Raw genomic sequence first — 14,496 nt, forward strand, 5'->3', positions numbered from 1 at the left:
TCAGGCCCGCAGTTCCTCGAGGCCTGCAAACAGATCCAGCGCCTCGGGGTTGGCCAGCGCTTCCTTGTTCTTCACCGGTCGGCCGTGCACGATTTCGCGAACCGCAAGTTCGACGATCTTCCCGGACTTGGTGCGTGGAATGTCGTTGACCGCGATGACCTTGGCGGGCACGTGGCGCGGCGAGGCGCCGGTTCTGATACGCGCCTTGACCGCTTTGACCAGCTCGTCGGTCAGGCTGACGCCCGGTGCCAGCCGCAGGAACAGGACAACACGGACGTCATCGTCCCACTCCTGGCCAATACAGAGCGCCTCGGCCACCTCGTCCATCTGCTCGACCTGATTATATATTTCCGCGGTCCCTATACGGACGCCGCCGGGGTTCAGGGTCGCATCCGAGCGCCCGTGAATAACGATACCGCCATGTTCAGTCCATTCGGCAAAATCGCCGTGACACCAGATGTTCTCGAAGCGCTCGAAGTAAGCCGCCTTGTACTTTGCGCCGTCCGGGTCGTTCCAGAACATTACCGGCATCGAGGGAAAGGCTTTGGTGCAGACGAGTTCACCCTTCTCTTGCCGAACGGGCCGTCCCTCGTCGTCCCATACGTCCATCGCGAGACCGAGACCTGCTCCCTGGATCTCGCCCCGCCAGACAGGCTGCAAGGGATTGCCCAGAACGAAGCAGGATACGATGTCGGTACCTCCCGAGATGGAAGCGAGTTGCACGTCGTCCTTGATACCGTCGTATACGAAGGCAAAGCCCTCCGGTGACAGCGGCGATCCGGTTGAGGTCATCAATCGAAGGCTTGATAGATCGTGACTGGTCCGTGGCGTCAGGCCGCTCTTGCGGACCGCGTCGATGTATTTCGCGGACGTCCCGAAAACGGCAAACTTCTCATCCCGCGCAAAGTCGAAGAGCACATTGCCATCGGGTGCAAACGGGGAGCCATCGAAGAGGCAGAGCGTAGCGCCGACGGCAAGGCCGCTCACCAGCCAGTTCCACATCATCCAGCCGCAAGTGGTGAAATAGAAGAGCCTTTCGCCAGCCTGCAGGCCGCAATGCAGGCGGTGCTCTTTCAGGTGCTGCAACAACGTGCCGCCGGCGCCGTGGACGATGCATTTCGGAACGCCTGTCGTTCCGGACGAGAACAGAATGTAAAGCGGGTGAGAGAACGGCAGCTGCGCAAACTCCAAAGGTGCAGCAGCAAAAGGCGCGACGAAATCATCGAGCATCCTGGCGCCAGCCATTTCTCCCACCTTCGCCTCGCCTGCATAGTGGACCAGCACGCAGGGTACGCCGAGCGACTTGGAAACCGTTGCCGCCTTCGCGGTCACGTCCTGCAGCTTGCCGCCATACCAGTAAGCGTCACAGGCGATGAAGAGTTTGGGCTCGATCTGGCCAAAACGGTCGAGTACGCCCTGCTCGCCGAAATCGGGAGAGCAGGATGACCAGACCGCACCGATCGATGCCGCAGCAAGCATGAGCGCAACCGTTTCCGGCATGTTTGGCATCATCGCCGCTATGCGGTCGCCGGGACCGATGCCCTGCGCCTTGAACGCCTGCTGGAGCCGCGAAACCAGATTGCGCAGCCGATCCCAGCTCCACCGGTCGACAACCTTGTCCTCGCCGCGGAAGATTATGGCGTCGCCGGCGCCTTTCCCGGAAAGCAAATTCTCGGCGAAGTTCAACCGCGCGTCCGGGAAAAAGCGCGCATCGAGCATGACGTCGCCGTCCAGCAGCGCACGGCCGCCGCGTTCGCCCCTCACGGCGCAAAAATCCCAGACCTGTGTCCAGAACTGCTCCCTGTTGGCAACGGACCAGGCATGCAGATCGTGGAAATTCGCCATGGACAGGCCAAAGTCACGGTTGCACCTCTGCATGAAGGCATACATCGGACTTGCCTCGATCGACGCTCGCGAAGGCACCCAGAGTGGTTTATCGTCGCGCATTCAAAATTTTCTCCCGTTTGCCTGCCTATATATCATGCCTTGTCAGCTGAGAAAGATGCGGAGGATCAGCCGGGACGGTATCGATTTGCCAGCGATCGGTATTTGATATATCCGGAATTTCAGTGCATTAACCGGCTAGCGGCCAAAAAAGTGGCGGAAGTCATGGGTACGTCTCGACAACCGCGGTGGCGGAAAAAAATCAGACCCGTTTCCCGCTGGCTGCCCGGCTTTGCCAGACTTGCGACAATCGTGCTGCTCGTTGCACTCTCCATCTTCGTGGCACTCCGCGTCGCGGCCCCCTACCTGATCTCCACCAGCCTCGTTCGTTCCGGCATCGAGGATGTGCTGTCCAAATGGACCGGTTACCAGGCCGAAATAGCAGGTCGACCCGTGGTTGAATTCTGGCCGACACCTCGCATTACGCTCAGCCAGGTGTCCATTCGCCAGAAGAGCGGCGACAAAAGGCTGCTTGGCACGATCGAAGGGCTGTCAGCCGAATTCAATCTGATCGACGCCATCAGGGGCCGCACGAGTTTCCACGAGTTTCATCTCCTCCGTCCCAACCTCCAGCTGACGCGTGAAACAAGCGGCATGATCGACTGGACCAATGAAGGACTGCTGGCCAAGGCCATCACGGAGGTTCGCGAGGAAGGCGGAAAGCAGGTTCTCGAAAAGAATCTGGATGCCAAGATCGGCGCGATCACGGTCGAAGACGGTACGCTGGACGTCGCGGACGTCGGCAGCGGAAAAACCTATCGCTTTGAAGGTGTCATGGCCGATGTCAGCTGGAGACGGCTCTCGAGCCCGATCACGGCAGTGCTGATTGCACGCACCAGCGGCCAGGATCTGAAGCTCGATTTCTCATCTCGCAGTCCCCTGTTGATCTTCGGCGGCAAGAGCGCGGAATTCACCGCATCGCTGACATCGAAGCTTTTGACGGCACGGTTTGTGGGAGTTGCGAATATCTCGCGGCTCTTCGATCTTTCCGGCAATCTGGCGCTCAACATTCCTGACTTGCCCGCATTGCTGACATGGGCCGATCGATCCTTGCCGGGTATCGCAAATCTGAAGGCTTTCTCGATCGAAACCGACGTCGCCTCGGCTGCAAACGGGTTTCGCTTCAACACCGTCAGCCTGGGCATGAACGGGGCGAATGCGACCGGTGTGATGGATGTGTCCTTCCCGCCGGGCAAACGTGCCAAGCTCGGTGGAACGCTTGCTTTCGACCAGATCAATTTCAGGTCCCTCTTCGATGCGTTCGTACTGCGCCTTGCGGCCGGCGAAGCCAGCGCAACGCCGACTGGCGGCGCGCTTCAGAAACTCGACCTCGATCTCAGACTTTCTGCCAAGCAGGCGCAGGTCGATCCTTTCACACTGTCGGACGTCGGCGCCAGCATCATAGTGTCGAGTAACGAGGCCAAGTTCGACATCGGCGACAGCGAGTTTGAAGGCGGCACGTTGACAGCTCACCTCGAAGCGATGCGGGGCGATTTCGATGGCGGCGGCAGGCTGCAGCTATCGATCCGAGGCGCCGACTTCGGCGGTCTGATCGAGCGCTTGCAACTCAAGGGACCGCTACCGCTTTCCACCGGATCGCTCGATCTGTCGATGCGTACGGTTCTACCCCTGTGGAAGGCGAGCCTCAGCGACGTCACAGGCAGGATCAGTTTTCATGCCGCCTCGGGTACTCTTCCGGGTTTCGATGCGGAAGCCGTTCGACGAGAGGCGGCAAGGACCGATTTCTTTCCTCTGAGTGCCGTGTCGCACAGCGGCTTTGCTTTCGACCGTTTCGACTTCACCGCAGATATTGCAGATGGCGCCGCGGAAGTGCACGGTGCACGCATCGAGGGGGCTCGGGAAACGCTAGTGCTCTCCGGCGTCATTCCATACCGATCCGCCGGATTGGCGCTCTCGGGATCGATCGAGGCAACGGATCCGACGCAGGCGAACAGTCTTCCGCCGCTGCCATTCTTCGTCGGCGGCTCGTGGCCGGATCCGGTGATTTCCCCCGCGCCCGTCACGCAACAGGGCGCAACAAGGTAACTACGGCGCGTTGGCCGCCGCCCGCTCATCACGCTCGCGCTGCAGTTCGCGACGCTTGGTCATCGTTGAGGCGCAGATGACACCGATCGCTACGATCCCGATCAGGATGGTGCAGACAGCGTTGATTTCCGGTGTCACACCAAGACGCACCTGACTATAGATCTTCATCGGCAGCGTCGTCGCCCCAGGGCCTGACGTGAAGCTGGCGATCACGAGGTCGTCCAACGACAGCGTGAAAGCCAGAATCCAGCCGGAAAAGACAGCAGGCGCAATGATCGGCAGCGTGACCTCGAAGAAGGTTCGAACCGGCGGAGCGCCGAGATCCTGTGCTGCCTCCTCGATCGACCGGTCAAAGCTTACCAGACGCGACTGCACGACGACCGCCACGAAACACATCGTTAGCGTGGTATGGGCCAGTGTTATCGTCCAGAACCCGCGGTCAAAGCCAATCGCGACGAACAGCAGCAAAAGCGACAGGCCGGTAATGACCTCGGGCATGACGAGCGGTGCATATACCATCCCCGAAAACAGCATGCGGCCGCGAAAGCGGGTGTAGCGCACAAGGCTGATGGCGGCGAACGTTCCGAGGATCGTTGCTGCCGTCGCCGACAGCAAGCCGACACGGATCGTCACCCAGGCGGCGTCGAGCAGCGCCTGATTGTGGAACAGCGAGGCGTACCACTTAGTCGAAAAACCGCCCCAGACGGTCACGAGTTTCGACTCGTTGAAGGAGAACACGACGAGAAGTACGATCGGCAGGTAAAGGAAAGCGAAGCCGAGAGCTACGGAAGCTACATTGAAGCGGGTCCATCTCAACATGATCTACTTCCCCTGCTCGTCGGCTTTGGCTTGCGCGTTCTGGAAGAAGACGATGGGGATCACCAGAATCAGAAGCAGGATCGTCGCCACTGCCGAGGAGACCGGCCAGTCACGGTTGGCATTGAACTCGTTCCACAATGTCTTGCCGATCATCAGCGTCTGCGATCCGCCGAGAAGATCGGGAATGACGAACTCGCCGACGGCCGGGATGAAGACCAGCATGCAGCCGGCCACGACACCCGGCAGCGACAACGGGAACGTCACTCGCCAGAAGGCGGTGATTGGCGTGCAACCGAGATCCTGCGCCGCCTCTATCAGCGTCCCGTCCATCTTCTCGAGCGATGAATAGAGTGGCAGGATCATGAAGGGCAAATAGGAATAGACAATGCCGATGTAGACCGCGACGTTCGTATTCAGGATGATCAGTGGGCTATCGATAACATTCATGTACAGCAGAACCTGGTTCAGCAGCCCTTCGGGCTTCAGGATGGCGATCCAGGCGTAGACGCGGATAAGGAAGCTTGTCCAGAACGGCAGGATCACCAGCATCAACAGCGTCGGTCGAATGGTGCGCGGAGCATTAGCCATCCCGTAGGCAATTGGATAAGCGATCAGCAACGTGAAGAAAGTCGACACCCCGGCAATCACCACGCTCGATATATAGGCGTTCAGGTAAAGCGGGTCATCGATGAGGTAGGCGTAGTTTTCGAACGAGAACGTCGATACCTTCTCCCAAAAATCGCTCCAGCCACCCGTCAGCGAAAAGACCGGCTCATAGGGCGGTATCGCGACAGCGGTTGTCGAAAGCGAAATGCGAAAGACGATAAAAAAAGGTGCCAGGAAGAAAAGCAGCAGCCACACGTAGGGCACAATGATGACAAGACGACTGTAGACGGCCGAACCGAGCTTGCCCATGCTTCAATCCTTGAGCAAAACGCCGGCGTCCTCGGCGAAGGTGATCCAGACTTCCTGGTCATAGGTGAAGGGATCGTCGACCGCGCGCTGCGCGTTCATCAACGAGGCTTTGACCACCTTGCCACTCTTCAGCTTGACATGGAAAACCGTCATGTCGCCGAGATAGCCGATGTCCCACAATTCACCCGATGCTGCGTTCACGGTGGGGTTGGCTGGTGGTTTGCGCGTCACCTTGAGCTTTTCGGGGCGGATGGCAAAGCCGACCGACGCGCCCATGACAGGCAATTCGGGTGTCACGACCCTGATGGAGAAATTGCCATCGACCGCGATTTCAGCCGTGCTGTCGTTTGCACCAACCACCTTGCCATCGAAGATGTTCACGTCGCCAATAAAATCCGCCACGAAACGGCAATTGGGCGCTTCGTAGATTTCCGCAGGCGTTGCAACCTGAACAACCTTGCCGTGGCTCATCACAGCAATCCGGTCAGCCATCGTCATCGCCTCTTCCTGATCGTGGGTGACGACGACAAAAGTGAGACCCAGGTTCTGCTGCAGGTCCATGAGCTCGAACTGTGTTTCCTCGCGCAGCTTCTTGTCGAGCGCGCCGAGCGGTTCGTCAAGCAGCAGCACCTTCGGTCGCTTGGCAAGCGAACGGGCAAGTGCCACACGCTGCCGCTGACCGCCGGAGAGCTGGTTCGGCTTGCGAGAAGCAAATTTCTCGAGCTTCACCATCTTGAGCATCTGAGCGACGCGCTCCGCGATTTCGTCCTTCGACATGCGGTCCTGACGCAGGCCGAAGGCAATATTCTTCTCGACCGTCATGTGGGGAAAGAGCGCATAGGACTGGAACATCATGTTGACCGGCCGCTTGTAGGGCGGGGTTCCCGCGAGGTCGACACCGTCGAGGACGATCTCACCTGACGTCGGCTGCTCGAAGCCCGCCAGCATGCGCAGCAAGGTGGACTTGCCGCAGCCGGATGCGCCGAGAAGTGCGAAGAACTCGCGGTGGTAGATATTCAGGGACAGGTCATCGACGGCGGTAAAGTCGCCGAAGCGCTTGGTGACGTTGTTGAACGAGATAAACGGCTTCGACGCCGGATCCGTCCACGGCGCAAAGGAGCGGCGGATATTGCCCAGTGACTTCATATTGTTCCCCGAAGAGTCATTTTCAGAACCGAACGTTCCCCGCGATCGGCACGCACGAAAAGGCCCGGGCGTTGCCGTCCGGGCCTGAGATTGACTACTGGCCGGTCACGACCTTCGTCCAGAGACGCGTCGCGGTGCGCTGCGTTTTCGGATCCCAAGGCGAAATGGTGAAAAGCTTCTTCATCACCTCTTCGGTCGGATAGATGGCCGGGTCCTCGAGGATTTCCTTGTCCACGAACTGCTGCGAGGCCTTGTTGCCGTTGGCATAGAACACGTAGTTGCTCGCCTTGGCGATGATTTCCGGCTTCATCATGTAGTTGATGAACTCGTGAGCCTCGGCGACATGCGGCGCATCGGCCGGAACCGCCATCAGGTCGAACCACATCTGCGCGCCCTGCGAGGGGATCGAGTAGTTCACCTCGACGCCGTTCTTCGCTTCCTCGGCGCGATCGCGGGCCTGGAGTACGTCCCCCGAATAGCCGAACGCGATGCAGATGTCACCGTTGGCGAGCGCGTTGATATACTCCGAGGAGTGGAACTTGCGGATATATGGACGAACCGAGGCCAGCAGCTCCTCGGCCTTCTTGAAGTCTTCCGCCTTGGTCGAATTCGGGTCGAGACCGAGGTAATGCAGCGCCGTAGAGATCACGTCCTTCGGCGTGTCGAGCACGTAAATACCGCAATCCTTGAATTTTTCCGCGACCTTCGGATCGAAGATGACTTCGAGGCCCGGCTTGACGTCCGGCCCGAGGATCTCGGCGACCTTCTTGACGTTGTAGCCGATGCCGTCGGTTCCCCACATGTAGTCAACAGCATACTCGTTGCCCGGATCATAGCTGGCTGTGCGCTGCTGGATCACATCCCACATGTTGGAAAGGTTCGGCAGTTTGGACTTGTCGAGCTTCTGGAATACGCCTGCCTGGATCTGGCGCTGCAGGAAGTCGGCTGTCGGGACGACGACGTCGTAGCCGGTGCCGCCGGCAAGAAGTTTCGTTTCTACTGTCTCGTTGGAATCGAATGTGTCGTAGACGACCTTGATGCCGGTTTCCTTGGTGAAGTCTTCCAGGATGGAAGCATCGATGTAGTCCGACCAGTTGTATATGTTGACCACGCGATCTGCGGCAAAGGATGGCGCCGCAGCAAACACAGCAACGACGGCCGTGGCTGCAAGTCTTCCTAATTTCGACCTCATTCTATCTCCTGCTTTTATGTTCAAGCATCGCGCCGGATGCTTGTCCCTCTGGTTTTGCCAGCAGACTAGAAAGGATTTCAGGAGGCGACAAGCGTAAAATCCTGCACTCTCAATGATTTCACTTATCATTGGAAGTCAAAGCTGCTGAGACCTGCAACCATTTCGTCGAGCCCCAGCGGACGTGTTACCGGCGGCTCGGCTCGCGACAGGCAGGCGCGCCGCTCACACAGGCGACAGGCCGGGCCGACCGATATTGCTGGCTGTGCCGCGGCCGCCTGGCCATAGGCGGTGTTTTCGGCGAGCGCCGCGTCGCAACCAATCAACATGGCCGTACGTCGCACGCGTTCGCCGAACGGCGCGTTTGGACCATCAAGTGTGCGCGAGACCGTAAGGAACCGCCCGCCGTCCGGCATCTCCACCGTCTCCGCCAGGATCTGACCGGGCTGAAGGAAGGCCGCATGGACGTTCAGCTTGGGACAGGCGCCGCCAAAGCGCGAACTTGGAAAGCCCTGCCCGCCGGCGCGTCGCAGCCGATAGCCCGCGGCGTCAATCTCGATCGTGAAAAACGGAATGCCGGTCGCCCCGGGTCGCTGCAGCATTGCCAGCCGACTGGCCACCTGCGCGTAAGACACGCCGAACCGCGAACGGAGGATATCGATGTCGTAGCGCGTGCTCTGAGCCGCAGCGAGGAATACGCCATAGGGCATGACGAGCGCCAGCGCCCCGAGGCGGGAAACCTCGAAGCGAGCGATCCTTGTCGCCTCCGGCGTCGACAGTGCCAAGCTGTCGAGCTCGGCCACGATCGCATCATGCAGGGCGAGCGCCGCTACCTCGAAGGCGATTTCAAGGGCCTGATCAGCTTGGGATAGGCGCTCGGAAATGAAGAGCCGCATCGAGTGCCGGTCGAAGCGGCGGCGCAGGTCAGGCATGACGTGTACCGGTAGGACGCGAACGCCGATGCCGCGCTCTGTGCGCAGCCAGTCCTTGAATGCGCCCGGAAGATCCCGCGCCTCGGCGAAACGCGACGAAAAGGCTTCCGCGGCTTCCTCCAATTTCGGGAAATAGGCGGATCGACGCTCCAGAACATCGCGCACTTCATCGGATGGGAGCCGCGCACCGGCGAGCGGCACCTCCCCCGCACCCGCCGTCAGCGACGTCAGGTCCGACAGTCGGATGGCTTGCTCGCGGTAGGCGCGGTAGAGCTTGACCATGCCGCTCGCGGCATTTGGAGCCGCCTCGGCCACCTCGACGAGTTCATGGTCGCCCGGAAGCTCGCCAGCAAGCAGGGGATCGGCGAAAATCTCCTTCAGCTGACCGAGGCTGCCGCCGCCCTCGTCCCGCAACTCTTCCAGATCGACCTTGTAGACGGCAGATAGCTTCAAAAGCAGTTGTACGGTGAGCGGGCGCTGATTGCGCTCTATCAGGTTGAGATAGGAGGGCGATATCGCCAGCGCGTCCGCCATGGCGGTCTGGGTCACACCCAGACCGTTGCGAATACGTCGAACTTTCGGGCCGGCGAAAATCTTTCGCTCCCTCATGTGACAATCCTTTTACTAAATGCATCAGACACGACATTTACAAATATTAACAACCGACCAGACGACGATGTCAATATCATTGCATCGTAACTCGTTTGCTCACGCCAAAGCATAGATCCTGCTGGCCATACCCCTGCATTTTGTAAATCCTGTCAACCAGCCAGAACTGGCACCTGAATTTGTGAGGAGGACAGAATGACAGATTTTTACAAACTGCACCGGGACATTCCCGCAGGACGCTTCAACGGAATCGAACGTCCCTATTCGGTCGATGATGTCAGGCGGTTGCGCGGGTCGGTCGAGCTTCGCCATTCGATCGCGGAAATGGGGGCGAAACGGCTCTGGCAGCTCCTGCATGAGGACGATTTCGTCAACGCGCTCGGTGCCCTTTCAGGCAATCAGGCGATGCAGATGGTTCGTGCAGGACTGAAGGCAATCTATCTGTCGGGCTGGCAGGTCGCGGCCGACTCCAATACGGCCTCGGCCATGTATCCGGACCAGTCGCTTTATCCCGCCAACGCCGGGCCGGAACTTGCCAAACGCATCAACCGCACCCTGCACCGGGCGGATCAGATCGAGACGTCGGAGGACAACGGCCTATCGGTCGAGACATGGTTCGCGCCGATCGTCGCCGATGCGGAGGCGGGCTTCGGCGGGCCGCTCAACGCCTTCGAGATCATGAAGGGTTACATCGAGGCCGGCGCGGCCGGCGTCCACTTCGAGGACCAACTGGCGTCGGAGAAGAAGTGCGGCCATCTCGGCGGCAAGGTTTTGATCCCGACCGCAGCCCATATTCGCAACCTGGACGCGGCCCGTCTTGCGGCTGATGTCATGGGCGTTGCGACACTCGTCATCGCGCGGACCGATGCAGAAGCGGCCAAGCTCCTCACATCGGATATCGACGAGCGCGACCAGCCTTTCGTCGACTACGTCGCGGGCCGCACCGTGGAGGGTTTCTATCAGGTGCGCAGCGGGCTCGAGCCGTGCATCGCGCGCGCAGTGGCCTATGCGCCTCATTGCGACCTGATCTGGTGCGAAACGTCGAAACCCGATCTCGAGCAGGCACGCAGATTTGCCGAAGGCGTTCACAAGGTTCATCCGGGCAAGCTGCTCGCCTACAATTGCTCGCCATCGTTCAACTGGCGGAAAAACCTGGACGAGGCGACGATTGCCAGGTTCCAGCGGGAACTCGGCGCCATGGGCTACAAGTTCCAGTTCATCACGCTCGCGGGTTTCCACCAGCTGAACTTCGGCATGTACGAGCTGGCCCGCGGCTACAGGGATCGGCAGATGGCCGCCTATTCCGAACTGCAGCAGGCCGAATTCGCGGCGGAGGTCAACGGGTATACCGCCACGAAGCATCAGCGCGAGGTCGGCACAGGCTATTTCGATGCCGTTTCGATGGCCATAACCAGCGGACGCTCATCGACGACCGCGATGAGGGAATCGACCGAGCACGCGCAGTTCAAACCAGCAGCAGAGTGACCGAACCAAGGAGGAGAATGCCATGCCTACGCTTGCACGCGTCAAGGAACGCGCTGAAGAACAGTCCACCAGCATGACGCCGGATCAGCAAACGATGATCCGCATGCTTGCCAACGATCTGCACCGTCTGAACCAGTCTGTGATGAAGGCCGTCGATGCCGGCGTTTCGGTCGAGATCGTGCGCTCGGCGCGCCATCATGGCGGCGACGGGAACTGGGGCGATCTCTTGATCCCTGTCATCGTGGCGAGCCGCAACTGATCTCGGTGGCGCCTCTTCGGGCGTCATCTTGCCCTCAACTGCGGCTGGGGCGTTTGCCCGCGAAGAGATCTCCATAGCTCTTCAGAAGCTTCGTCATGCGATCGGCAACGGTCCGGATTTCCGGCCGATGCCGATCCTCGTTGTTCATCACGATCCATTGCCGATGACGCAACTCCGGCAATTCTGCGCCTATACGCTGGAGCTCCGGATCCAGATCCCCCACGAAGCAGGGCAACACAGCCCTGCCAGCGCCGGCGCGCACAAGTTCCGCAAGCGAACGCGGACGATTGACGGTGGCGGCGATCCTGCCCGCCGCATTGCGATGCGGCCACCGGAGGTAATTCGAGATGGCATCCTCTTCGCCAACCGCCACCCAGCGCTCATCGAGATCGCTGGCATTACGCCTGGCGTAGACGGCATAGGCTACTTCACCCAACAGCCGCGCGGCGAGATTGCTCTCCTCGGGTTCAAAGGCGCGAATCCCGATGTCGCTTTCGCGGTAGCTCAAGTTGGCGCGTGTCTCGCCGATCGTCAGTGATATGGCGAAGGAATCGCCGGGCTTGCGTACGGCGGAAAAATTCTCCGTCAGCAACCATGCGATCCATGTGCCTGCCGCGATCCTTACGGTGGCTCCGACGCTGCCAGCCTTGCGCCATGACTCGACCTTGCGTGCCGCGGCCTCCATTTCCTGCAGGTGGTCGAGAAGTGCCTGGCCGTCAGGCGTCAGCCGATACCCGGTCTGGCTCCGTGAGAAGAGTCCGCGTCCCAGTTCCTGCTCGAGATCGAGCATGCGGCGCCCTATCGTGGCCGGGCTCAGTCCGCTCGACGCGCTGGCGCCGGTGAGGCCGCCGAGCCGCGCGACATGCAGGAACAATTGAAAGGAATCCCATGGCGTGTCTTTCATTGATGAAAAACATAGTGGGATAATTCCCGTTTATAAAGTATATTTTGATGGATATTTCAGGTGATGCCCATTTCAAAGGACATCACCATGCTTGACCAGATCATAGTCGCGCAGATTATCAATCAGCACCGCCAAGGCAGAGACATGTATTCGGCTGCCGCTGAAGACGAGTTCTACGAAGGCTTCGGATACGCCCACCGGGCGTGGCTTGCCACCTTCCTGAAATCGCTTCGGCTTGACCGAAAAGCCCGCGCCCCACAGGCGCGCTGCACGTGCGGCAATCAAGCCGCCCTTCTGGCCCGACCGTAGTCTGACGTGCCGCGTGCGTCGATCGTGAACTGCTGGATGAGGTTCATCAGCGCCTCGGCCTCGCTCGCCAGCTGGCGGCTTGCCTCTGTAGTCTCCTCGACCATCGCCGCATTTTTCTGGGTCATTTGGTCCATCGCATTGACGGATCCATTGACTTCCTGCAGCGCCGCCGACTGATCCTGGCTTGCCGTTGCGATCGTGTCGACGTGCTTGCTGATCGTGATGATTTCTTGACTGATAGACGCAAGCACCGCGCCGGTTCTTTGCACGAGGCCGGAGCCGACCGACACTTCACGGGTGGATTTTTCGATAAGGCCCTTGATCTCGCGCGCGGCATCGGCGGAGCGCTGCGCGAGCTCGCGGACTTCCTGCGCGACCACTGCAAACCCCTTGCCGGCCTCACCTGCGCGCGCTGCTTCGATCCCGGCATTCAATGCCAGCAGGTTGGTCTGGAAGGCGATGTCGTCGATCACCTCGATGATCTGCTCGATCTGCTTCGAAGCCTGTTCGATGCGCCCCATGGCGGCCACGGTGTCGCCGACCACGACGCCGGAACTATCGGCTGTTTTCTTGGTCAACGAAACGGTGGCGTTTGCCTCGCGGGCACGATCCGCCGAAGATCGGACGGTGACCGTTATCTCTTCGACTGCGGCGGCGGTCTCCTCAAGGCTTGCAGCCTGCGCTTCGGTGCGCTTCGACAGCTCGTCAGCGGACGAGAGCATTGCGCCGGAATTCTGATGGATTGCGGCGGCGTTGTCGCGGATGCGCGACAGCGTGTCCTGCAGACGCAGGAGCGAGGCGTTGAAGTCGTTGCGGAGCTGCTCGAGGCGACCCACAAACGGCGTCTCGATGGTCTGCGAGACGTCGCCCTGCGACAGGCGTCCAAGTCCGGCCGCAAGCTGGTTCACAGCGAAATCAATCTGGCCATCCAGCGCCTGTTTGTCGGCGTCGTTGCGGGCGCGCTCGGCGTCGCTCAGTTCGCGTTGTTCGGCCGCTTGTGTTTCGAGCGCCACGCGGGCGCGGGCATTGTCGCGGAACAGCGCAAGGGCACGGCCGATCGCACCGAATTCGTTCTGCTTGTCGACACAAGGGATGGTGCCGCCCAAATTGCCGGCGGAGATGGTGTGAATGGTCGCGGTCAGCGCCTCCAGCGGCCTTACCGACGCGCGGATCGCGAAGTAGGCGAGCACGCCGACGAGCATCAGGACAGCCACGCCGGCACCGACTACCAGCATCAGCAACTGCTGCAGGCTGCTGTAATACACCTCCATCGGGATGCCGATGAAGAGGATGCCGACCGTTGTGCCCGACGCGCTCTTGACCGGGAAGTAGCCGGTCATGAACTTGCGGCCGAACAGGTCGGCAGGTCCGTAGTAGGCTTGACCCTTGGCGAGCGTTGCCTGGGCCGGATGATCCGCGGCCAGCTTGGTACCGACTGCACGGTCGCCATTTTCCTTCTTCACGTTGGTGGAAACGCGAACATAGTCACTGCCCTGCCGCTCAAACACGGTGGCCACGCCAGCGATGGATTGGGCGGTGCGATCGACCAGCGCGTGGTCCCCAAGCGACGGGAGCTTGTCCTCAGAAACACTGGCAAGTTCGTTGTCCCGGATTTCGACGTTGGCGGCCTGATCGCCGGCGGCGTAGAGGACGGCCATCGTGCGGCTCGCATCCTTCGCATCGGAGACTGCGCTCCTCATCACGTAGTCGCTCAGATTGTAGTAGGTCACGCTGACGATTGCCGCAGTGCTGAATATCAACAGTGCAAGTGTGATCACGACGATCTGTCGAACAATGGATGCCGAGAAAAGACGAAGCATGGAGGTCCCCTGAAATGCAAGGCCTCACGCTAATGCAAAAGCTTTAAAGAAAATTCTCAACAAGTTGACGATTGTCAGTTTTCACTGCGCCAATTCTTCCAGTGAGCCTGATGAATACG

Annotated in this window: 12 protein-coding genes; 3 read left to right on the forward strand and 9 right to left on the reverse strand. The window is 60.0% G+C overall.

What is annotated here, in order from left to right:
• The gene (locus ASC90_RS20830; protein WP_056544590.1) at nucleotides 1-1,947 is read right to left on the reverse strand and encodes an acetoacetate--CoA ligase; all 1,947 of its coding nucleotides are present in this window, start codon (nucleotides 1,945-1,947) and stop codon (nucleotides 1-3) included.
• Between the two features lie 162 nt (nucleotides 1,948-2,109).
• Between ASC90_RS20830 and ASC90_RS20835 the strand changes: the two genes are divergently transcribed.
• Entirely contained in the window at nucleotides 2,110-3,990 is a 1,881-nt protein-coding gene (locus ASC90_RS20835) for an AsmA-like C-terminal region-containing protein (protein WP_056544593.1), read from the forward strand.
• On the opposite strand, the gene ASC90_RS20840 is transcribed toward ASC90_RS20835, so the two are convergent.
• From ASC90_RS20840 to ASC90_RS20860, 5 genes are all read right to left on the reverse strand, one after another.
• Nucleotides 3,991-4,809: an ABC transporter permease subunit gene (locus ASC90_RS20840; RefSeq protein WP_056544596.1), complete on the reverse strand. Its 819-nt coding sequence runs from the start codon at nucleotides 4,807-4,809 to the stop codon at nucleotides 3,991-3,993.
• Between the two features lie 3 nt (nucleotides 4,810-4,812).
• The gene (locus tag ASC90_RS20845; RefSeq protein ID WP_056544599.1) at nucleotides 4,813-5,724 is read right to left on the reverse strand and encodes an ABC transporter permease subunit; all 912 of its coding nucleotides are present in this window, start codon (nucleotides 5,722-5,724) and stop codon (nucleotides 4,813-4,815) included.
• Nucleotides 5,725-5,727: 3 nt separating this feature from the next.
• Nucleotides 5,728-6,870 (reverse strand): ABC transporter ATP-binding protein, encoded by a 1,143-nt coding sequence (locus ASC90_RS20850; RefSeq protein ID WP_056544602.1) that lies wholly within the window; start codon nucleotides 6,868-6,870, stop codon nucleotides 5,728-5,730.
• 94 nt (nucleotides 6,871-6,964) lie between these two features.
• Complete coding sequence (locus tag ASC90_RS20855; protein WP_056544605.1) at nucleotides 6,965-8,062, reverse strand: polyamine ABC transporter substrate-binding protein; 1,098 nt, start codon at nucleotides 8,060-8,062, stop codon at nucleotides 6,965-6,967.
• Between the two features lie 125 nt (nucleotides 8,063-8,187).
• Nucleotides 8,188-9,600, reverse strand: coding sequence for a short-chain fatty acyl-CoA regulator family protein (locus ASC90_RS20860; protein ID WP_056544607.1), 1,413 nt, complete (start codon nucleotides 9,598-9,600; stop codon nucleotides 8,188-8,190).
• Nucleotides 9,601-9,795: 195 nt separating this feature from the next.
• Between ASC90_RS20860 and aceA the strand changes: the two genes are divergently transcribed.
• Complete coding sequence (gene aceA / locus ASC90_RS20865) at nucleotides 9,796-11,085, forward strand: isocitrate lyase (protein WP_056544613.1); 1,290 nt, start codon at nucleotides 9,796-9,798, stop codon at nucleotides 11,083-11,085.
• Nucleotides 11,086-11,107: 22 nt separating this feature from the next.
• Nucleotides 11,108-11,344, forward strand: coding sequence for a hypothetical protein (locus ASC90_RS20870; RefSeq protein ID WP_056544617.1), 237 nt, complete (start codon nucleotides 11,108-11,110; stop codon nucleotides 11,342-11,344).
• A gap of 34 nt (nucleotides 11,345-11,378) precedes the next feature.
• On the opposite strand, the gene ASC90_RS20875 is transcribed toward ASC90_RS20870, so the two are convergent.
• The 3 genes from ASC90_RS20875 to ASC90_RS20885 all read right to left on the reverse strand — a co-directional run bounded on the left by ASC90_RS20875 (nucleotide 11,379) and on the right by ASC90_RS20885 (nucleotide 14,377).
• Complete coding sequence (locus ASC90_RS20875) at nucleotides 11,379-12,248, reverse strand: LysR family transcriptional regulator (protein WP_056544620.1); 870 nt, start codon at nucleotides 12,246-12,248, stop codon at nucleotides 11,379-11,381.
• 72 nt (nucleotides 12,249-12,320) lie between these two features.
• On the reverse strand, nucleotides 12,321-12,533 hold the full coding sequence (locus ASC90_RS20880; protein ID WP_056544623.1) for a hypothetical protein: 213 nt from the start codon (nucleotides 12,531-12,533) through the stop codon (nucleotides 12,321-12,323).
• The gene (locus tag ASC90_RS20885) at nucleotides 12,530-14,377 is read right to left on the reverse strand and encodes a methyl-accepting chemotaxis protein (RefSeq protein ID WP_056544626.1); all 1,848 of its coding nucleotides are present in this window, start codon (nucleotides 14,375-14,377) and stop codon (nucleotides 12,530-12,532) included. The genes ASC90_RS20880 and ASC90_RS20885 overlap by 4 nt, the downstream gene beginning before the upstream one ends.
• Between the last annotated feature and the right edge of the window lie 119 nt (nucleotides 14,378-14,496).

Origin of the sequence: Rhizobium sp. Root1220 (assembly GCF_001426265.1) — a bacterium.
Taxonomy (GTDB): domain Bacteria; phylum Pseudomonadota; class Alphaproteobacteria; order Rhizobiales; family Rhizobiaceae; genus Rhizobium.

Bases quoted from the DNA above. Each gene is read 5' to 3' on its own strand.
- ASC90_RS20830 (WP_056544590.1), bottom strand. From the start codon at position 1,947: ATGCGCGACGATAAACCACTCTGGGTGCCTTCGCGAGCGTCGATCGAG.
- ASC90_RS20835 (WP_056544593.1), top strand. From the start codon at position 2,110: ATGGGTACGTCTCGACAACCGCGGTGGCGGAAAAAAATCAGACCCGTT.
- ASC90_RS20840 (WP_056544596.1), bottom strand. From the start codon at position 4,809: ATGTTGAGATGGACCCGCTTCAATGTAGCTTCCGTAGCTCTCGGCTTC.
- ASC90_RS20845 (WP_056544599.1), bottom strand. From the start codon at position 5,724: ATGGGCAAGCTCGGTTCGGCCGTCTACAGTCGTCTTGTCATCATTGTG.
- ASC90_RS20850 (WP_056544602.1), bottom strand. From the start codon at position 6,870: ATGAAGTCACTGGGCAATATCCGCCGCTCCTTTGCGCCGTGGACGGAT.
- ASC90_RS20855 (WP_056544605.1), bottom strand. From the start codon at position 8,062: ATGAGGTCGAAATTAGGAAGACTTGCAGCCACGGCCGTCGTTGCTGTG.
- ASC90_RS20860 (WP_056544607.1), bottom strand. From the start codon at position 9,600: ATGAGGGAGCGAAAGATTTTCGCCGGCCCGAAAGTTCGACGTATTCGC.
- aceA (WP_056544613.1), top strand. From the start codon at position 9,796: ATGACAGATTTTTACAAACTGCACCGGGACATTCCCGCAGGACGCTTC.
- ASC90_RS20870 (WP_056544617.1), top strand. From the start codon at position 11,108: ATGCCTACGCTTGCACGCGTCAAGGAACGCGCTGAAGAACAGTCCACC.
- ASC90_RS20875 (WP_056544620.1), bottom strand. From the start codon at position 12,248: ATGAAAGACACGCCATGGGATTCCTTTCAATTGTTCCTGCATGTCGCG.
- ASC90_RS20885 (WP_056544626.1), bottom strand. From the start codon at position 14,377: ATGCTTCGTCTTTTCTCGGCATCCATTGTTCGACAGATCGTCGTGATC.